The sequence below is a fragment of the Enterovirga aerilata genome (assembly GCF_013044135.1).
Taxonomy (GTDB): Bacteria; Pseudomonadota; Alphaproteobacteria; order Rhizobiales; family Beijerinckiaceae; genus Enterovirga; species Enterovirga aerilata.
In genome coordinates this window covers 924304-942217 of sequence record NZ_JABEPP010000001.1, presented here as the reverse complement: position 1 = coordinate 942217, position 17914 = coordinate 924304, and the positions used below count along the sequence as shown (strand labels likewise).

Sequence of the window (17914 nt, the reverse complement as noted above, 5' to 3'; positions counted from 1 at the left end):
CGGGGTTCTTGCCGCTTTCAGATCAGCAGCGATCGCGTCGTCGCCCGGGATGGGCGCCCGATCCTTATTGGCGAGGTTTCCGATGGCCAACACCGCGTCGGCCAAGAAGATGGCGCGCAAGATCGCCCGGCGCACCGAGGTGAACCGCGCCCGGCGCTCGCGCATGCGCACCTTCATCCGCAAGGTCGAGGAGGCGATCGCCGCCGGCGACCGCGCCGCCGCCGCGGAGGTACTCCGCACCGCCGAGCCGGAGATCATGCGGGCGGCCCAGAAAGGGATCGTTCACAAGAACACGGCCTCGCGGAAGGTCTCGCGGCTGGCGAGCCGGATCAAGGCGCTCGGCGCCTGAACGCGGCTTTCACGGCGGATCGAAAACCCGGCTGCGAGCCGGGTTTTTTTGTGCCCGTCATGATTATTGATCTTCTGCCACACTCGGCGCGACACCTTTATGTTCCTATTTCGTTCCGCTTGACGGATCTTGTCCGGCCCGGGGTGGTTCGGGGATGCGGCCCGCGCAAATAAACATATGACAGTCGAGTGACTTAGCTGCCAAAGCCCCAGACTCGGGGCGATCGGGGGCCCGCGGAGGCCCGGAGCCCCGGTGCGGGCGGTCTATTTTTCGGGCCGCGCGACCGATGCGGCGCACCGTTCAAATGCGGCTGAAATCCAGTGAATCCTTGGCTTTGCGCCCCGTGAAGGCCCTCGACATTCGACCTTCTGCCCGGGCCGCTTCCCGCCGACTCGCGAGTCGCCTGTTGCGCCTTCGCAGACCCGCGGCTAGCTTCCATGAGGCCTCGGCGGGGTACTCCGAAGGGGCAATTCAAGCGTGTAGTGAACAGAACTGCTCACTTGAGGCGAGGTAGAGCGTTGCCGATCGCAAGAGACGGGATGGAACGGTTTTCGCGATCGACGACTTGGCTGGCGGTTGGGGTCGGCTAGTTCTGGCGCGTTTGGTTCTCTGAAGTACTGACGGTTCTGTTATCCGGCCAAGACCCGGCGCTATTATTGCGTGGGGACTTGCCGGTGACCGGGAGAGGTGTGCCCGGTCGCAAGTAGAGTACGGGTGGCGTCCGTCCGGCTTGAGGAGGCCGGGTGGCTGAGTGTTGTGAGGAGGTGGGGTTGGGCGAGGATGCTTGGACGCGCGTGAAGCGGCGGCTGCGCGCGGAATTGGGCGAGGACGTCTTCATGAGCTGGCTGGCACGGCTCGAGATGGAGGACGTCACGGAAAGCTGCGCGCGCCTCAGCGTCCCCACCCGCTTCCTGAAGAGCTGGATCGAGGCGCATTACCTGGAGCGCGTGCTCACGGCCTATCGCAGCGAAGCGGCGGACGTCTCCAACATCTCCATCGTGGTGCGCTCCGGCTCGCGCGAGGCCGCCGGGTCCCGCGCCTCCGAGATTGCCCGCCGCAACGCGGCGGCTGCCATGAAGCCGAACGGCGTCCATGTGAATGGCGGGACCGAACAAGCCCTGCCGCCCGCTCCGGCCCCGGTGCCGGCCGCCCCGCGCAGCGACGGCGAGATCGCCGGCGCGCCGCTGGACACGCGCCTCACCTTCGAGAGCTTCGTGGTCGGCCGCTCCAATGCGCTGGCGCAGGCTGCGGCGGAGCGCATCGCGCGGCATGACGGCCCGCAGGCGCTCTACAACCCGCTCTTCATCCAGGCCGGCGTCGGGCTCGGCAAGACCCACCTCCTGCACGCGATCGGCAACCAGTCGCGCCTCTCCGGCCGCCGGGTGATCTACCTGACGGCGGACCGCTTCATGTACGGCTTCGTGGCGTCCCTGAAGGCGCAGACCTCGCTCGCCTTCAAGGAGCGTCTGCGCGGGATCGACCTCCTGATCCTCGACGACGTCCAGTTCATCCAGGGCAGGACCATCCAGCAGGAATTCGGCCACACGCTGAATGCGCTCATCGATGCCGGGCGCCAGGTCGTGGTCGCGGCCGACCGCCCGCCGGCCGAGCTCGAGAGCCTGGACGAGCGCGTCCGCTCGCGCCTCGCGGGCGGGCTCGTCGTCGAGATCTCGGCCCTCGACGAGGGCCTTCGCGCCGGCATCCTCAACCAGCGCATCGCGGCGGTGAAGACGTCCCATCCCGGGTTCGACGTGAGCCCGGCCGTCATCCAGTACGTCGCCCGCTCGATCACGACGAACGGCCGCGATCTGGAAGGGGCGGTGAACCGGCTCCTCGCGCATGCGACGCTCTCGGGCTCGGCCGTGACGATCGAGACGGCGGAGGTCGCCATCCGCGACCTCGTCCGCTCCCGCGAGCCGAAGCGCGTCAAGATCGAGGACATCCAGAAGCTGGTCGCGTCCCGCTACAACGTCTCTCGCTCCGACATCCTGTCCGAGCGCCGCACGGCCGCGGTCGTGAAGCCGCGCCAGATCGCGATGTATCTCTCCAAGGTGCTGACGCTGCGCTCGCTACCCGAGATCGGCCGCCGCTTCGGCGGACGCGACCACACCACCGTGCTGCACGCGGTGCGCAAGATCGAGAAGGCGCTCGGCGCGGACCCGTCGCTCTCCGAGGAGGTCGAGCTCCTCAAGCGCATGCTGCAGGAATAGCCGGCGCGGCTCCTCCGGCGACTAGCGGGAGACCAGCGCGACGCCTGCCCCGAGCAGGATGATCCCGCCGACCCGGGTGAGGTCGGCGGGATGGCGCGGCACCCCGAACAGGCCGAAATGATCGATCACCACGGAGGCGAGCATCTGGCCGGTGAGGATCAGGGCGAGCGTGGTGGCGGCGCCGAGCCGCGGCAGGATCGCGACCGCGATGGCGATGTAGACGACGCCGAAGACCCCGCCCGCCCAGGACAGCCATGAACTCGCGCCGATCTGGGCGGCGTTCGGCAGCGGCTGGCGGGTGGCCGCGAGCAGGAGCGCCATCGTGAGGAGCCCGCCGAGATAGCTCACGAAGACGGCCCAGAGGGCCGAGTCGAGCGCGCTCCTGAGATTGGCGACGAGCGCCTGCTGAACGATGATGCTGGCGCCGGCCCCGAGGCCGAGCGCCGCCAGAACCGCGAACTGCAAGGAGGGCATGCCCGTCACCTCGCGCGGGGCTTCGGAGAGGTCGGACGAGGCCCCGGCCCCGCCTCCATGGATCAGCGGATCAGACGACGACCGTCCGCAGCGTGCCGACGCCCTCCACGCCTCCCTCGAGCACGTCGCCGCGCGTCACCGCGGCCACGCCGGCCGGCGTCCCCGTCATGATGAGATCGCCGGCCCGGAGGGTGAACAGGGTCGAGAGATAGGCGATCATCTCCGGCAGGGACCAGATCAGGTCGGCGAGATCGCCCTCCTGCCGCAGCTCGCCGTTGACGTTCAGCCAGATACGCCCCTGCGTCGGGTGGCCGATCGCGGCGGCGCGCTTCAGGTCGGAGCAGGGCGCCGAATGATCGAAGCCCTTTCCCGTATCCCAGGGACGGCCCATCTTCTTGGCCTCGCCCTGGAGGTCGCGGCGCGTCATGTCGAGGCCGACGCCGTAGCCGAAGACGTGGCGCAGCGCCTCCCCCTCCGGGATGTCGGTGCCGCCCGAGCCGAGCGCCGCGACGAGCTCGATCTCGTGGTGCACGTCGCTGCTCCGGCCCGGATACGGGAAGGCGCCCCCGTCGACCACGAGAGCGTCGGCGGGCTTGGAGAAGAAGAAGGGCGGCTCGCGGTCCGGGTCATGGCCCATCTCGCGGGCATGCTCGGCATAGTTGCGGCCGACGCAATAGATGCGGTGGACGGGAAAACGGGCCGTCTCGCCCTCGATCCCGAGGCTGACGACGGGCGGCGGCTCGAACACATAGGTCATCGGAGGATCCTGTCAGTCGCAGGCACGGCCTTAGCCGGAGGCCGCCCGCCTGGCCACAGCCTTGGAACGGGCTTGTCGAACCGGCCGAGTGCCATTATGTAGCGCGGCTTGCGGCGGCGCTCCGGCTCCGGCCGCTTTCCGACATTCCCGAACGACCCCATCCGAGTCGATGACGGCTCGACCGGAGACGAGCGCCATGAAGATCCGCTGTTCGCTGAAATCCGTCCGCGGCCGCCATCGCGACAACCAGATGGTCCGTCGCAAGGGCCGCATCTACATCATCAACAAGACCCAGAAGCGCTACAAGGCGCGCCAGGGCTGAGCCGCCCGCCGGCGGATGTGCGCCGGCGCACATCCGCCCCGCGTGACCGCATGACAGCTTCCGTCCCGGCCGGGGACAGGAGGCGATCATGCAGGGCTTGTTGAGATTGCTTCGCCTCCGGCTCGCGCGCTTCGCGAGCCGGCGCCGCCCGCCCGCCGCAGGGGCGGCCGATCCTGCCCTGCCGAACCCGCAGGCCGCGCCGAACACCACCATCCTCAGCTACGACAGCTTCCGCTGAGCCTCGGCGGGGCGCGGCTCCGCCCCGACGCCCAGCTCCGCCGCGAGCCCCGCCAGGGCCCCCCAGATCGGGCCCGGATAGGTGATCCCGTCCCGGACCGCGGCTTCCCGGGCGAGAGCCTCCGGCTCGCCGGGCACGAGCACCGGCTGCCGCGGGTCCACGGGCGCGCAGCCATGGATATAGGCGAGCAGCTCCTCCGCCTCCGCGTGCCAGCCGTCGCCCGCCAGGTGGCCGGGATCGATCAACACGGACAGCATGTTGTTCAGGATCGCGCCGTCGCGGATGTTGCGCGGTGCGATCGTCCGGCCGCCCGTCACGGCGCCGGCGAGGAGTTCGCCGAGGATCGCGAGCCCGGATCCCTTGTGGCCGCCGAAGGGCAGCAGCGCGCCCTTCGGCTCGCGGAAGAGGACGCCCGGATCGGTGGTGGGCCGACCCTCGGCATCGATCAGGTAGCCGGGCTCCACGCGCTCGCCGCGATCGTTCGCCACGCGCGCCTTGTTCAGCGCGATCCCGCTCGTCGCGATGTCGAGCACGACCGGGAAGTCGCCTGCCCGCGGGATCCCGATCGCGAGCGGATTGGTGACGAAGCGCGGCTCGCGCCCGCCCGCCGGTACGACGACGGGATCGCGCCCGACCACGTTGCAGAAATGGAGCGAGACGAGCCCCTGCTCCGCCGCAGCCTCCGCGAAGGCCCCGATCCGGCCGAGATGGTGGGTGTTGCGGATCGCGAGCAGCGCGACGCCGGCCGCGCGGGCCACCTCCGCGGCCCGGGAGAGCGCCGGATAGGCGACGGAAGCGCCCAGGCCACGCTCGCCGTCCACCACGAGGATCGGGCCGGCCTCCTGCAACCACCTGCCCGTCGCCGCCGGATCGACCCGCCCGGCCCTGATCTCCGCCACATAGAGCGGCAGCAGGCTCAGCCCGTGACTCTGATATCCGGACGCGTCCGAACTCGCCAGATGTCGCGCGACCGCCGCGGCCGGTGCCGGCGCCACGCCCGCCGCGACCAGGAGCCCGGCCGCGAATTCCTCCGCCTCATCGATGCTCAACGTCTTGGGATCAGCCACTACCCTGCCCTCTCGCCCGGTTGCCCTCATGCGCCGAGGCGCTCCGCGTTGCCAGGAGCGCCTCGCCTGCTTAGACCCGCGCCATCCTTCATTCCGCGGGCCACCATCTTATGACGACGCACAAGCTTCTCTTCCTCCCCGGCGACGGCATCGGGCCGGAGGTCGCGCGGGAGGCGGAGAAGGTCCTGCGGCTGCTGGCGCAGGCCGGCGCCGGCAGGTTCGAGACGGAGCACGACCTCGTCGGCGGCGCCGCGATCGACGCCCACGGCGTCCCGGTGACGGACGCGACCGTGAATCTCGCGGCCGAGGCGGATGCGGTGCTGTTCGGTTCGGTCGGCGGGCCGAAATGGGCCGGCGTGCGCTACGAGCATCGGCCCGAGGCCGGCCTCCTGCGGCTGCGCAAGGATCTCGGCCTCTTCGCCAATCTGCGGCCGGCCATCTGCTATCCCGCCCTCGCCTCCGCCTCCTCGCTCAAGCCGGAAATCGTGGAGGGGCTCGACATCCTGATCGTCCGCGAGCTGACGGGCGGGGTCTATTTCGGCGAGCCGAAAGAGATCGTGACGCTGGAGAACGGCGAGAAGCGCGCCGTCGACACGCAGGTCTACACCACGGGCGAGATCGACCGGATCGCGCGGGTCGCCTTCGAGCTCGCCCGCAAGCGCCGCAACAAGGTCTCCTCGGCCGAGAAGCACAACGTGATGAAGTCGGGAGTCCTGTGGAAGGAGGTCGTCGCCCGAATCCATGCGGCCGACTATGCCGATGTCGAGCTCGAGCACGTGCTCGCCGACAACTGCGCGATGCAGCTCGTCCGCCGGCCGAAGCAGTACGACGTGATCGTCACCGACAACCTGTTCGGCGACATCCTGTCGGACGCCGCCGCCATGCTGACCGGCTCGCTCGGCATGCTGCCCTCCGCCTCGCTCGGCGCCGAGGATGCGTCGGGCCGCAGGGCAGCGCTCTACGAGCCCGTCCACGGCTCCGCGCCCGACATCGCGGGCCAGGGGCTCGCGAACCCGCTCGCCATGATCGGCTCGCTCGCGATGGCCCTGCGCTATTCCCTGGGCATGGGCGGGATCGCCGACCGGGTGGAGGAGGCCGTGGCGAAGGTGCTCAATGCGGGGCTCAGGACCCGGGACATCGCCGCCCCGGGCCAGAATGCGCTCGGGACGGCCGAGATGGGCGACGCCGTCTGCGCCGCCCTCACGCCCCTGCTTCAATAATCCGCGAAGGGGGCGCCGAAATCGACCGGGCCGAGCTCGTTCCTGGCGCCGACGAAGGGGCCGCCGAACGGATCGGGCAACGTGCCCTCGCCGAAGCGGTCGCGCATGTTGTGCCAGGGCGGGCTGAGATAATACGAGACCATCTGGCCCCGGGCACTCGCCGGATTCACGGAGGAACCGGGCTGGACGACGTTGCCGGCGTCGAGCCAGCTCCGCGGGCGGACGTTCAGGCGAAGCGGCTCGGCCACGCTCGCGGCGGTGCCGGCCAGCGTGAGCCCGAGGCAGGATGCGGCTATCAAGGCTGTGCGACGCATGTGTCGAACCTCTCCGATACGAGGCGCCGACGCCCCGCTCTTCTCGGGTGAATCAAGGCGGCCGAAGCAGAAAAGGTTCCTTTGCACGCCGCCGCGCCCAGGTCCGGCAAGTTGAAGCCCGGCGGAGGTGCGGCGACACACCGACTCAGCCCAGAACCTCGCGGCGCTCCTCGAGCGAACGGTCCAGTTCCTCCCGCTTGCCGCTCAGGAGACCGTCCTCGACGGCATGGAGGATGCGGCGAAGTTCGGTGGCGGCGATCAGGCGCGGCACGAAGACGTGGTCCGCGCCGGCCGCATAGAGCCGTTCGACATCGGCCAGCACGTCGGCATGGGCGATGATCGTGGCCTCCGGATTGATGGAGCGGAGCTGGCGGACGAGCCGCTCGTTGGTGATGCCCTTGAGCAGGTAGTCCGGGACGGTGGAGACGAGGATCTCGGCCTGCGCGATCTCCGAGTGGACGAGCGTCTCGCGCTGGCTGATGTCGCCGTACTGGACGCGGATGCCGCGCTCCGTCAGGCCCCGGAGCACGACGGGGTTGAAGTCGACGACCTTGATCTGGTCGATCAGCACGCGATCGTTCTCGCGCTCGAGTTCGGCGATGAGCGAGCTGGCGGTCCGGAAGAAGCCGAGGAGCACGATGCGGGGCGGCTTGCCCTCGCCCTCCTCGATGCGCGAATCGAGGTCGCGCAGCCCGAGCCCCTTGAGGAGGCGCACCGTCGGGCGCGAGATGCGGTTCGAGTTCGTCATCGCGAATGTCGACAGGACCGCGAGGATCACGAAGGCGAAGGAGGTCGCGTTCTTGGTCTCGACCGTGACGTGCCCCGCCGCGAAGCCGAGCTGCATGAGGACGAGGGAGAATTCCGAGATCTGGGCGAGGTTGAGCGCCGGCAGGAAGCTCGCCCGGATTCCCTGCCCCATCAGGTAGAGCGGCGGCATGGTCGTGAGGAGCCGGCTCGCGACCGTGAACAGCGCGAGGACGAGCGCGGTCTCCAGCACGCTCCAGCTCGGGAGCGGGATGGTCATGCCGAGCCCGACGAAGAAGAGCGTGACGAAGAAGTCGCGCAGGCTCGTCACCTTGGCGGTTACGTCGAGCGCATACGGGAAGGTGGAGAGCGAGACGCCGGCGATGAGGGCGCCCATCTCGCGGGAGAGGTGCAGCCGGTGCGCGAGCTCGCCGCCGAGGAAGCACCAGGCGAGCGCGCCGACCAGCACCAGTTCGGGGACGCGGGCCACGCCGCGAAAGATGTGCGGCAGCACGAAGCGCGAGACGAGCAGCATCGTCGCCACGAGGGCGGCGACGCGCAGGAGCGACAGGGCGAGGATCCCGACCCGCAGCTCGTTGAGGCTCGGCTGGACGGCGAGGAACAGGATGACCGCCAGATCCTGCAGCACCAGGACGCCGAGCGTGATCCGGCCGGGCAGCGTGTCGAGCTCGCGCTTGTCGTAGAGCACCTTGACGATGATGACGGTCGAGGAGAGCGCGGCCGCGAGTCCGAGATAGAGCGCGTCCCAGGTCCCGCCGCCGATCCGCTCGCCGAGCGCGACGAAGAAGAGGATGCCGAGCACGCTGCCTCCGAGGATCTGCGCCCCGGCCGTGGCGAGGATGGTGCGGCCTGAGCTCAGGACCTTCTTCAGGTCGATCTCCAGTCCGATCATGAACAGGAGGAAGATGAGGCCGAGCTCGGATATGGCCTCCACGCTCTCCTGCGAATGGACGAGACGGAGCCCGCTCGGCCCGACCGCGAAGCCGCCGACCAGATAGGCCAGGATGACCGGCTGCCTGGCCAGATGGGCGAGGACGCCGAGCGCCCAGGCGGCGATGGAGCAGACCGCGATGTCCTGGAGGAGGCCGTGCATGGGTCCGCTATAGCGGCGACCCGGCCGTTCTCAATGTCGCGGGTCGAAACATCCCCGGCGGCCCGCAGGGCCGGGAAGGGGATCCAGCACACCTCCCACACGGACGACGTCCCTGGATTCCCTTCCCCTTCGCAGCGCTGACGCGCTGCTTCGGCCGGGAATGACAGTTGCGCGTGTCATCCCCGGCGGCCCGTAGGGCCGGGAAGGGGATCCAGCCACCTCGCAGTCCGCAGCCGCCTCTGGATTCCCTTCCCCTCCGGCGGCTCCGCCGCCTCCGGCCGGGAATGACAGTTGCGCGTGTCATCCCCGGCCACGCGCTGGAGATGAACCGAATTCGGGCGCACCCGGGTTCGGGCACCCGGGTATGGGAAAGAGCGTGCGCCGCGCGCGCTCGCAACGACAACCCCGTCATGGTCGGGCTTGCCCCGACCATCCAGTCTCCATCCTCGGCTCAAGGCCGAGGATGGAGCTCACTGTCATTCCCGGCCGGAGCGGCGCGAGCGCGCCGCGAAGGGGAAGGGAATCCAGGGACGTCGTCCGCGGTGGGAGGTGTGCTGGATCCCCTTCCCGGCCCCTTCGGGCCGCCGGGGATGACACCGGACCGCCTCCACTGTCATTCCCGGCCGAAGCAGCGCGGCAGCGCTGCGGAGGGGAAGGGAACCCAGGGGCGTTCGCGCGGCGCGTAGGCTTTCTGGATCCCCTTCCCGGCCCTGCGGGCCGCCGGGGATGACACGCGCAACTGTCATTCCCGGCCGGAGCAGTGCGGCAGCGTCGCGGAGGGGAAGGGAATCCAGGGGCGTCGTCCGCGGTGGGAGGTGTGCTGGATCCCCTTCCCGGCCCTGCGGGCCGCCGGGGATGACACCGGACCGCCTCCACTGTCATTCCCGGCCGGAGCAGCGCGGCAGCGCTGCGGAGGGGAAGGGAATCCAGGGACGTCGTCCGTGGTGGGAGGTGTGCTGGATCCCCTTCCCGCCTGCTGCGCAGGCGCCGGGGATGACACGCGCACTGTCATTCCCGGCCGGAGGCGGCGGAGCCGCCGGAGGGGAAGGGAATCCAGGGACGTCGTCCGTGGTGGGAGGTGTGCTGGATCCCCTTCCCGGCCCTGCGGGCCGCCGGGGATGACAGGCGGCTTGACATTCATAGGAATATAGTCTAGATCGGCTCCGTCCTCTTCGCCGAGGGGCGCTCTCGCGAGGCGTCGTGGAAGCGGAGGAGGATGCGGCGCCTGCGGGCGGGTTTCGCGAACCCGCACTCGGGGAGCCAGACCAGCGCCGCCCTCCGGGTAATACGGCCCGGGCGCCAGTGCAGCATGGCTAGTGTTCTCTCGTCCGGCAACGGGCGAGGGGGCGGAAGAGCGGCAGGTCCGGTCCAAAATCGCCGCCCGTGCCGGGGAAACCCGGACGCGGTCGGGGGCTCCCTTCGTGGATGGCCGGGACAAGCCCGGCCATGACGCGGAGAGGGTTCCGGATCGCGGGGACGCCGAAAGGCTCCTCTTAAAAATTGATCGAGCGTTTCGGCGTCCCACGCCCCTCGACCAATTCACCCGCTCTTTGAAGTCGCCCGTCCTGACCGACCCCGCGCCGGGGAAGGACGGCGCGTGCCCGGATGAGGGGCGAGCCGCGCCGCCACCTTTTCCTTGACTTTTGGGCCTCCTACATGTTGCTCGCATCGTGAGCGGGCAGAGCCCGCGAGGCTGTGGCACCCATGCGACCCGTCACGACGTCGCCGAAACCGGGGAAGGCGCCGCTCAAAACGCGGACGCGCTGACTCGCGCCATGTGCCGTCCCGCCGGAGCGGGACATGAATGCGCCCCCGAAGATGGCGGGCCGGACAACCAGGAGACAAAGATGGGCTTCAAGGTCGCCGTGGTCGGCGCGACGGGCAATGTCGGTCGCGAGATGCTGAACATCCTGGACGAGCGCGCCTTCCCGGCCGACGAGGTCGTCGCGCTCGCCTCCCGCCGCTCGATCGGCCAGGAGGTCTCGTACGGCGACCGGACGCTCAAGGTGAAGGCGCTGGAGGATTACGACTTCTCCGACACGGACATCTGCCTGATGTCGGCCGGCGGCGAGGTGTCGAAGACCTGGTCGCCGAAGATCGGGGCGCAGGGCGCCGTCGTGATCGACAATTCCTCCGCCTGGCGCACCGATCCCGACGTGCCGCTCGTCGTGCCGGAGGTGAATGCCGAGGCGGTGCGGGGCTTCGCGAAGAAGAACATCATCGCCAACCCGAACTGCTCCACCGCGCAGCTCGTCGTCGCCCTGAAGCCGCTCCACGACGCCGCGACGATCAGGCGGGTGGTCGTGTCGACCTACCAGTCCGTCTCGGGGGCCGGGAAGGAGGGAATGGACGAGCTCTTCAACCAGACCAAGACAGTCTATGCGCTCGGCCAGATGGAGATGAAGAAGTTCCCGAAGCGGATCGCCTTCAACCTCATCCCGCAGATCGACGTGTTCATGGAGGACGGCTACACCAAGGAAGAGTGGAAGATGGTGGTCGAGACCAAGAAGATCCTCGACCCCAAGATCAAGCTGGTCGCCACCTGCGTGCGGGTTCCGGTCTTCGTCGGCCACTCGGAATCGGTGAATGTCGAGTTCGAGAAGCCGCTCCCGGCCGAGGAGGCGCGCGAGATCCTGCGGGCCGCGCCCGGCATCCTCATCGACGACAAGCGCGAGCCCGGCGGCTACATGACCCCGCACGAATGCGCCGGCGAGGACCCGGTCTACATCTCGCGCCTGCGCGACGACCCGACGGTCGACAACGGCATCGCGTTCTGGTGCGTGTCCGACAACCTCCGCAAGGGCGCGGCCCTGAACGCGGTCCAGATCGCGGAGGCGCTCGCCAATCGCGGCCTCCTGGCGGACCGCCGGCGCGCGGCCTGAAGCCGCGAGCGACGCAGCCCGTCGCCGACTGAAAGTCGGGCGAAGCCCGCCCTTGCCTTCGGGGGCGGGCTTCGCCAATGTGCCGCCCCTGCCTCTCCGAGGGTCGTCATCACAGCCATGAAGGTCACAGTCGAGCGGGCGGCGCTCCTCAAGGCGCTCGGCCACGTTCATCGCGTCGTCGAGCGGCGCAACACGATCCCGATCCTGTCCAACGTGCTGCTGCGCGGCAGCGATGGCGGTCTCCGCCTGAAGGCGACCGACCTCGACATGGAGGTGACGGAGGAGGTCGCGGCCGAGGTGGCGCAGGCGGGCGCGACCACGGTGCCGGCGCACGTGATCTACGACATCGTCAGAAAGCTGCCCGAAGGCGCCCAGGTGTCGCTCGAGACGGCGGGCGATTCCGGCCAGATGCAGCTGCGCTCCGGCCGCTCGCGCTTCATGCTCCAGGCGCTCCCGGAGGGCGACTTTCCGGACCTCGCCGCCGGCGAGATGCCGACCTCCTTCGCGCTGCCGGCCGCGGACCTGAAGCGCCTTATCGACAAGACCCAGTTCGCGATCTCGACGGAGGAGACGCGCTACTACCTGAACGGCATCTATCTCCACACGGTGGAGGGCGAGGACGGAACGATGCTGCGGGCGGTCGCGACCGACGGGCACCGGCTCGCCCGCATCGAGCTGCCGGCCCCGGCGGGCGCGGGCGGCATGCCGGGCATCATCGTGCCCCGCAAGGCGGTGGCCGAGATCCAGAAGCTGATCGACGACACGTCGGAGGACGTGAAGGTCGAGCTCTCCCAGGCCAAGATCCGCCTCACCTTCGGGGGCGACGGCGGCGGTGGGGTCGTGCTCACGTCCAAGCTGATCGACGGGACCTTCCCGGACTACCAGCGCGTCATCCCGACGGGGAACGACAAGCTGCTCACGGTCGAGCGCGGCGACTTCGCGCGCGCGGTGGACCGCGTCTCGACCATCTCGTCCGAGCGCGGCCGGGCCGTGAAGCTGGCGCTGAACGACGGCCGCATGACGCTGTCGGTCAACAATCCGGATTCGGGGAACGCCGTCGAGGAGCTCGACGTCGATTACGAGGCGCCTCCGCTCGATGTCGGCTTCAACGCCCGCTACCTCCTCGACATCACGAGCCAGCTCGACGGCGACACGGCCCTGTTCAAGCTCGCCGATCCCGGCTCGCCGACCGTGATCCAGGACCGCGAGGGCGCGCCGACGCTCTACGTCCTGATGCCGATGCGGGTGTGACAACAGGCCGTCGTCGCGAGGCTTGCCGGGGGCGGGAAGCGGGCACCCACGACCGGGTCGGAGCGCATGCGGGTGGGTTCGGGACCGCCGCGGCGCGGCACCCGGAATGACCGGGCTCCAGCCCGGCGCCCCCCGCGTCACGCGGCTGATCCTGCAGGATTTCCGCTCCTACCCGGCGCTGGACCTGCCGGTCTCGCGCGGCCTCGTGGCCCTCGTCGGCGAGAACGGCGCGGGCAAGACCAACCTGGTGGAGGCCCTCTCGCTCTTCGCCGCCGGCCGCGGCCTGCGGCGCGCGGATCTCGGCGACATGGCCCGCCACGGGGCCGAACGCTTCGCGGTCTCGATCACGCTCGACAGCTCGGCCGGGGAGCACCGGCTCGGGGTCGGCCTGGAGCCCGGCGAGGCCGGACGCGCGCTGCGCCGCTGCCGCATCGATGGGGCGGACGCGCCCTCGAGCGCGGCCTTCGCCGAGTTTCTGCGGCTCGTGTGGCTCACGCCGGATCTCGACGGCCTGTTCCGGGGCCCGGCCGGCGACCGGAGACGCTTTCTGGACAGGCTCGTGCTCGCCATCGACTCGCGTCACGGCGCCCGGGTCAATGCCCTTGAACGCGCCCTTCGCTCACGGAACCGGCTGCTCGAGGAAGCCTCTGCCGACGGCATCTGGCTCGACGCGGTCGAGCGCGAACTCGCGGAGCTGGCGATCGCAGTCGCCTCCGCGCGCCGCGAGACCGTGGAGCGGCTGGATGCGCAGCTCCTCGCGGGGCGGGACGATGCCTCGCCCTTCCCCTTCGCGCGCCTCTCGCTCATCGGCGAGCTCGACGAGCTCGTCGCCTCCCTCCCCGCCGTCGACGCGGAGGACCGCTACCGGCGGATGCTGCGCGACGGCCGCGGACGCGATGCAACCGCCGGCCGCACGCTTCTCGGGCCGCAGGCGACCGACCTGGCCGTCCGGCACGGTCCCAAGGACCTCCCGGCCGAAACATGCTCGACGGGCGAGCAGAAGGCGCTGCTGCTCGGGCTCGTCCTCGCGCATGCCCGCCTGGTCCAGGCCATGAGCGGCATGGCGCCGCTCGTCCTCCTGGACGAGGTCGCAGCGCATCTCGACCCCCGCCGGCGGGCGGCGCTCTACGATGCGCTGGAAGCGCTCGGAAGCCAGGTCTGGATGACCGGAGCCGATCCGGCGCTGTTCTCCGGCCTTGAGGGACGGGCCGACCTCTTCGCGGTCAGCCCCGGCCGGATCGCCGGCGCCTGATGGCGGCTCAGCCGCCCGATTGCGATTCGAGGCTGCTCCTCTCGCCCGAATCGTCGGACATCGAGCCTGCCAGCCCGCTCGCATTGCCCGAGGCTCCCGACGCCTCGTCGAAGTTCCGGCGGGCGCCGGCATGGTCGTGGTACTGCTCGGTCTGGACCGTCCTGCTGTCGAGGCCGCGCTCCTGGCTATGCTGCTTCTTGTCCCGATTCGAGAGCACCATGTTCTCCTCGAGGACACCGTCCGGCAGTTCGGTCATCGCCCCTGTGCCGGAGCCCTTGCCCTGAGTGGCCGGGCCCATATGCGTCTTGCTGGCATTCGCCATTTCGTTCTCCCTGGCTATGCAGAGACAACGTCCAAGCGCCGACTTGGTCCCGTCCGTCCGAGGGAAGACGGCCCGGGATCAGACCGGCTCGGTCAGGGGCGGCGCAAGCGTGACCGCCCTGGGGTCCTGCTCCCAGGCATCCGCGAAGCCGCGGGTCTCCATGTCCTGCACGACCTTCACCAGCAGGCGGAGGCCCATCGGGGCGAGCGCGCGCTGCCAGAGGCTGCGGGCATCGTCCTCCGGATAGACGAAGCACCAGTCCTGGGCCGCGAGCGCGCCGGCATCCATGCCGCCCGACAGATGGTAGACGCTGCCGCCCGCGATCGGGTCCTTTTCCTTGATGGTCCACTCGACGGCCGCGATGCCCCGATGCCGCGGGAGGAGCGAAGGGTGGTACCCGATGGACGCGATGCGCGCCTTCCTGCGCGCATCCGCGGTCACGAAGGCGTGCGTGTGTGCGGCCACGATCGCGTCGACCTCGTCGGCGGCGATGTCCTCCGCCCCGACCCGGCGCGGCTCCTCGCGGACCACGAGCGGCACGCCCGCCCCCCGCGCCGCCTTGGCGAGCGTGTCCTCGCCGTTGGTGGCCGCGACCACGACCTCGTGGCCCGCCTCCCGAAGGAGGCGAAACACCTCCGCGCCGAACCAGCGCGTCCCGACAAGAGCGATCTTCATGGAAGGGCGGATAAAGCTTTCCTGATGCGATGCAACATCGGCCGGCGCGACTCCGGCGCAGTTTGCGCCCCGGCGCGGGCGCGGTGTAATTCCGGTCGGTGAAACTCGAACTCCTCAGAGAAGCCAAGGCAGCGGCCTGGGCCGAGGGCGACACGCGCGCGCTCGTCCTCCGCCTCTGGCGGGAATGGCTAGGCCCCCATCGCGGCACGCTTGCGCTCATCCTCGCGCTTACCGTCGTGATCGCCTGCACGACGGGGCTCTATCCGATCCTGATCAAGGCCGCCTTCGAGGCCTTCACGAACCGCTCGGGCACCGGCGCCCCGATCAAGATCAACCTCATCGTCCGCCGCTTCGTCCTGGACCGGGAAAGCGCGATCCTGCTCGCGCCCGTCTTCGTGGTGGTGGTGACGACGATCAAGGGCTTCGCGCTCTACGCCACCACCGTGCTGACCAACCGCGTGGTCACGCGCGTCGAGGCCGACATGCAGAGCGCGCTCTATGCGCATCTGATCGACGCGGATCTGGCGCAGCTCGGCCGCGAGAGCGCTGCCTCGCTGACCCAGCGCTTCACGACCGATTTCGCCTTCATCCGCGAGGCGCTCACCCGGCTCTCGACCGTGTTCCTGCGCGAGATCGCGACCGTCACGGCGCTGGTCGTTGCGATGATCGCCATCGACCCGGTCCTGACGCTGATCGCGGCCGTCGCCGCCCCCTTCTTCGCCCGCCCGGTGGCGCGGATCGGCAAGAAGCTGCGGCGCAACGCCTCCTCCAGCCAGGAGCAGATCGGCCGCATGGCGGGGCTCGTCTCGGAAAGCCTTGCCGGGGCCCGCATCGCCAAGACGTTCGGCCTCGAAGCCTACCTCAAGGAGCGGACCCGCAGCACCTTCGAGGAGATCCGCCGCCTCAAGATGAAGTCGGCCAACGCCCGGGCGCGGCTCGACCCGCTGCTCGAGGCCGGCGGCGGCATTGCGGTGGCGCTGGTCCTTTCCTTCATCGGCTGGCGCATCCTCGACGGGCGCTCGACGGTCGGCGATTTCGCGGGCTTCATCACCGCCCTGATCATGGCGGCGCAGCCCGTGCGTGCACTCGGCAACCTCAACGCCATCCTGCAGGAGGCCGCGGCTGCCCTGAAGCGATATTTCGCGATCCTCGACGAGGAGCCCGAGATCCGGAACCGGCCGAACGCAAAGCCGCTCGCTGTCCGGGGAGGCGAAATCCGCTTCGAGAAGGTGAGCTTCGCCTATCGCGAAGGCCAGGCGGCGGTCGAGGCGATCGACCTCGTCGTACCCGCCGGTCGGACGACCGCGCTGGTCGGCCGTTCGGGCTCGGGCAAGTCCACGCTCCTCTCCCTCGTGCCGCGCCTCTACGACCCGAGCGCCGGTCGCGTGCTCATCGACGGGCAGGACGTGCGCGACGTCACCCTGGAGAGCCTGCGCGCCGCCGTCGCCGTGGTGAGCCAAGACGTCGTGCTCTTCGACGACACGCTCCGGGCCAATATCGGCTTCGGCCGGGCCGGCGCGAGCGAGGCCGAGGTCGTCGCGGCAGCCAGGGCCGCTGCCGCGCACGACTTCATCATGGCGCTTCCGGACGGCTACGACACCCGCGTCGGTCCGGGCGGCGCAGGGCTCTCCGGCGGCGAGCGCCAGCGCGTGTCCCTTGCCCGCGCCTTCCTGAAGAATGCGCCGATCCTGCTTCTGGACGAGCCGACCAGCGCGCTCGACGCGGAAGCCGAGATGCAGGTGCAGGAAGCGCTCCAGCATCTGATGCGAGGCCGCACGACCCTCGTCATCGCGCATCGGCTGTCCACGATCCGCGACGCCGACCTGATCGTCGTGATGGACGGGGGTCGGATCGTCGAGACCGGCACCCACGGCGCCCTGGGAGCGGGCTCCGGCATCTATGCGCGGCTGCAGCGGCTGCAGCTCAGCGGGGACGGGCTGGCTATTCCCGGCGGATAAGCCGGTCGGCGATCAGCGTCGACCAGAAGCGCGGCTTGAACCGCGTCGCGAGCGATGCCGGATCGTAGACCCGCTCCACCCAGTCCAGGAAGTCCATCCCCTTCGCCTCGCCCTCCTGCTCGTAGGCGTCGAGGAACGCGTCCAGGATGCCGGTCTTGGCGAAGCGGAAATGGCCGAAACGGAGCGAGAGCTGCTTCCTCGCCTCCGCAACGCTCGCATTCCGGGCGACGAGGAGGAAGAGCGCCGCGAAGAGCCCGGCCCTGTCCGCCCCAGACTTGCAATGAACGAGGACCGGGAATTCCAGCTCTTCGAAGAAGGCCTTCGCGGCGAGGAGCGTGTCGCGGCTCGGCGCCTCGCGCGAGCGCAGCACGAACTCGACCAGCTTCAGCCCATGCCGTTCGCACGCCTCCCGCTGCAGCGGCCAGGAGCCGTATTCCCGACCGGCCCGGAGATTCACGACCGTGCGGCCGCCCTGCCTGGCGAACCAGGCGATGTGCCCGGGGCTCGGCTGCGCGGAGCGCCAGAGCCCGTCCGACACGCGCGCCCGGTTTGGATAGAGGAGCCGGAACACGCCGTGATCGACGAGGAGCATGTTGGCCCAGGCCCGGGCACGGGCGACGGGCCCGGAGATCGGCCGGTCCCACCTCGCGATGCGGGCCATGCGGCGGGCGTAACGGCGTTCCGCCTTTAGGAATCTGTTAAGCACGACGGCGGGACAGTGAGGGCGGACCGGTTTCAGGCGCCGGCCGCGAGACCGGCGGATAC

At 69.8% G+C, this 17914-nt stretch carries 17 protein-coding genes; 9 read left to right on the top strand and 8 right to left on the bottom strand.

Annotated elements, in window-relative coordinates; all coding sequences use genetic code 11:
* The first annotated feature begins 82 nt into the window (after positions 1-82).
* A complete protein-coding gene (gene rpsT / locus HJG44_RS04670) occupies positions 83-349 on the top strand; it encodes a 30S ribosomal protein S20 (RefSeq protein ID WP_171217123.1) in 267 nt (88 codons plus the stop codon).
* A 764-nt stretch (positions 350-1113) separates the two neighbouring features.
* Positions 1114-2559, top strand: coding sequence for a chromosomal replication initiator protein DnaA (gene dnaA / locus HJG44_RS04665; protein WP_430395032.1), 1446 nt, complete (start codon positions 1114-1116; stop codon positions 2557-2559).
* 21 nt (positions 2560-2580) lie between these two features.
* Here the strand turns inward: dnaA and HJG44_RS04660 are convergent, their stop codons facing one another.
* Together HJG44_RS04660 and HJG44_RS04655 are read right to left on the bottom strand one after the other, a co-directional pair.
* Complete coding sequence (locus tag HJG44_RS04660) at positions 2581-3033, bottom strand: DMT family transporter (protein WP_171217121.1); 453 nt, start codon at positions 3031-3033, stop codon at positions 2581-2583.
* Positions 3034-3103: 70 nt separating this feature from the next.
* Positions 3104-3790 (bottom strand): fumarylacetoacetate hydrolase family protein, encoded by a 687-nt coding sequence (locus tag HJG44_RS04655; protein ID WP_171217120.1) that lies wholly within the window; start codon positions 3788-3790, stop codon positions 3104-3106.
* 196 nt (positions 3791-3986) lie between these two features.
* Here HJG44_RS04655 and ykgO point away from each other — a divergent pair, with 196 nt between their 5' ends.
* A complete protein-coding gene (gene ykgO, locus HJG44_RS04650) occupies positions 3987-4112 on the top strand; it encodes a type B 50S ribosomal protein L36 (protein WP_171217119.1) in 126 nt (41 codons plus the stop codon).
* An 88-nt stretch (positions 4113-4200) separates the two neighbouring features.
* Complete coding sequence (locus HJG44_RS04645; protein WP_171217118.1) at positions 4201-4350, top strand: hypothetical protein; 150 nt, start codon at positions 4201-4203, stop codon at positions 4348-4350.
* On the opposite strand, the gene HJG44_RS04640 is transcribed toward HJG44_RS04645, so the two are convergent.
* On the bottom strand, positions 4332-5399 hold the full coding sequence (locus tag HJG44_RS04640) for an Ldh family oxidoreductase (protein WP_210260900.1): 1068 nt from the start codon (positions 5397-5399) through the stop codon (positions 4332-4334). The two genes, HJG44_RS04645 and HJG44_RS04640, sit on opposite strands and share 19 nt — an antisense overlap.
* Positions 5400-5527: 128 nt before the next feature.
* Here HJG44_RS04640 and leuB point away from each other — a divergent pair, with 128 nt between their 5' ends.
* Positions 5528-6637, top strand: coding sequence for a 3-isopropylmalate dehydrogenase (gene leuB, locus HJG44_RS04635; protein WP_171217116.1), 1110 nt, complete (start codon positions 5528-5530; stop codon positions 6635-6637).
* On the opposite strand, the gene HJG44_RS04630 is transcribed toward leuB, so the two are convergent.
* A complete protein-coding gene (locus HJG44_RS04630; protein WP_171217115.1) occupies positions 6631-6951 on the bottom strand; it encodes a hypothetical protein in 321 nt (106 codons plus the stop codon). The two genes, leuB and HJG44_RS04630, sit on opposite strands and share 7 nt — an antisense overlap.
* Positions 6952-7096: 145 nt before the next feature.
* Positions 7097-8809, bottom strand: coding sequence for a cation:proton antiporter (locus tag HJG44_RS04625; RefSeq protein WP_171217114.1), 1713 nt, complete (start codon positions 8807-8809; stop codon positions 7097-7099).
* Between the two features lie 1847 nt (positions 8810-10656).
* Between HJG44_RS04625 and HJG44_RS04620 the strand changes: the two genes are divergently transcribed.
* From HJG44_RS04620 to recF, 3 genes are all read left to right on the top strand, one after another.
* Complete coding sequence (locus HJG44_RS04620) at positions 10657-11691, top strand: aspartate-semialdehyde dehydrogenase (RefSeq protein WP_171217113.1); 1035 nt, start codon at positions 10657-10659, stop codon at positions 11689-11691.
* A gap of 117 nt (positions 11692-11808) precedes the next feature.
* Complete coding sequence (gene dnaN, locus HJG44_RS04615; RefSeq protein WP_171217112.1) at positions 11809-12942, top strand: DNA polymerase III subunit beta; 1134 nt, start codon at positions 11809-11811, stop codon at positions 12940-12942.
* A gap of 106 nt (positions 12943-13048) precedes the next feature.
* Positions 13049-14194, top strand: a complete 1146-nt coding sequence (recF, locus tag HJG44_RS04610; protein ID WP_171217111.1) for a DNA replication/repair protein RecF — start codon at positions 13049-13051, stop codon at positions 14192-14194.
* Positions 14195-14201: 7 nt separating this feature from the next.
* Here the strand turns inward: recF and HJG44_RS04605 are convergent, their stop codons facing one another.
* Together HJG44_RS04605 and HJG44_RS04600 are read right to left on the bottom strand one after the other, a co-directional pair.
* Entirely contained in the window at positions 14202-14516 is a 315-nt protein-coding gene (locus HJG44_RS04605; protein ID WP_171217110.1) for a hypothetical protein, read from the bottom strand.
* Between the two features lie 78 nt (positions 14517-14594).
* Complete coding sequence (locus tag HJG44_RS04600; protein ID WP_171217109.1) at positions 14595-15191, bottom strand: formyltransferase family protein; 597 nt, start codon at positions 15189-15191, stop codon at positions 14595-14597.
* A gap of 98 nt (positions 15192-15289) precedes the next feature.
* On the opposite strand from HJG44_RS04600, the gene HJG44_RS04595 reads away from it, so the two are divergent.
* Positions 15290-17149, top strand: a complete 1860-nt coding sequence (locus HJG44_RS04595; RefSeq protein WP_171217108.1) for an ATP-binding cassette domain-containing protein — start codon at positions 15290-15292, stop codon at positions 17147-17149.
* On the opposite strand, the gene HJG44_RS04590 is transcribed toward HJG44_RS04595, so the two are convergent.
* A complete protein-coding gene (locus HJG44_RS04590; protein ID WP_171217107.1) occupies positions 17133-17855 on the bottom strand; it encodes a fused DSP-PTPase phosphatase/NAD kinase-like protein in 723 nt (240 codons plus the stop codon). The two genes, HJG44_RS04595 and HJG44_RS04590, sit on opposite strands and share 17 nt — an antisense overlap.
* Positions 17856-17914: the final 59 nt, after the last annotated feature.

Coding starts and splice junctions, on each gene's coding strand:
- rpsT (WP_171217123.1), top strand. CDS start 83: ATGGCCAACACCGCGTCGGCCAAGAAGATGGCGCGCAAGATCGCCCGG.
- HJG44_RS04660 (WP_171217121.1), bottom strand. CDS start 3,033: ATGCCCTCCTTGCAGTTCGCGGTTCTGGCGGCGCTCGGCCTCGGGGCC.
- HJG44_RS04655 (WP_171217120.1), bottom strand. CDS start 3,790: ATGACCTATGTGTTCGAGCCGCCGCCCGTCGTCAGCCTCGGGATCGAG.
- ykgO (WP_171217119.1), top strand. CDS start 3,987: ATGAAGATCCGCTGTTCGCTGAAATCCGTCCGCGGCCGCCATCGCGAC.
- HJG44_RS04645 (WP_171217118.1), top strand. CDS start 4,201: ATGCAGGGCTTGTTGAGATTGCTTCGCCTCCGGCTCGCGCGCTTCGCG.
- leuB (WP_171217116.1), top strand. CDS start 5,528: ATGACGACGCACAAGCTTCTCTTCCTCCCCGGCGACGGCATCGGGCCG.
- HJG44_RS04630 (WP_171217115.1), bottom strand. CDS start 6,951: ATGCGTCGCACAGCCTTGATAGCCGCATCCTGCCTCGGGCTCACGCTG.
- HJG44_RS04625 (WP_171217114.1), bottom strand. CDS start 8,809: ATGCACGGCCTCCTCCAGGACATCGCGGTCTGCTCCATCGCCGCCTGG.
- HJG44_RS04620 (WP_171217113.1), top strand. CDS start 10,657: ATGGGCTTCAAGGTCGCCGTGGTCGGCGCGACGGGCAATGTCGGTCGC.
- dnaN (WP_171217112.1), top strand. CDS start 11,809: ATGAAGGTCACAGTCGAGCGGGCGGCGCTCCTCAAGGCGCTCGGCCAC.
- recF (WP_171217111.1), top strand. CDS start 13,049: ATGACCGGGCTCCAGCCCGGCGCCCCCCGCGTCACGCGGCTGATCCTG.
- HJG44_RS04605 (WP_171217110.1), bottom strand. CDS start 14,516: ATGGCGAATGCCAGCAAGACGCATATGGGCCCGGCCACTCAGGGCAAG.
- HJG44_RS04600 (WP_171217109.1), bottom strand. CDS start 15,191: ATGAAGATCGCTCTTGTCGGGACGCGCTGGTTCGGCGCGGAGGTGTTT.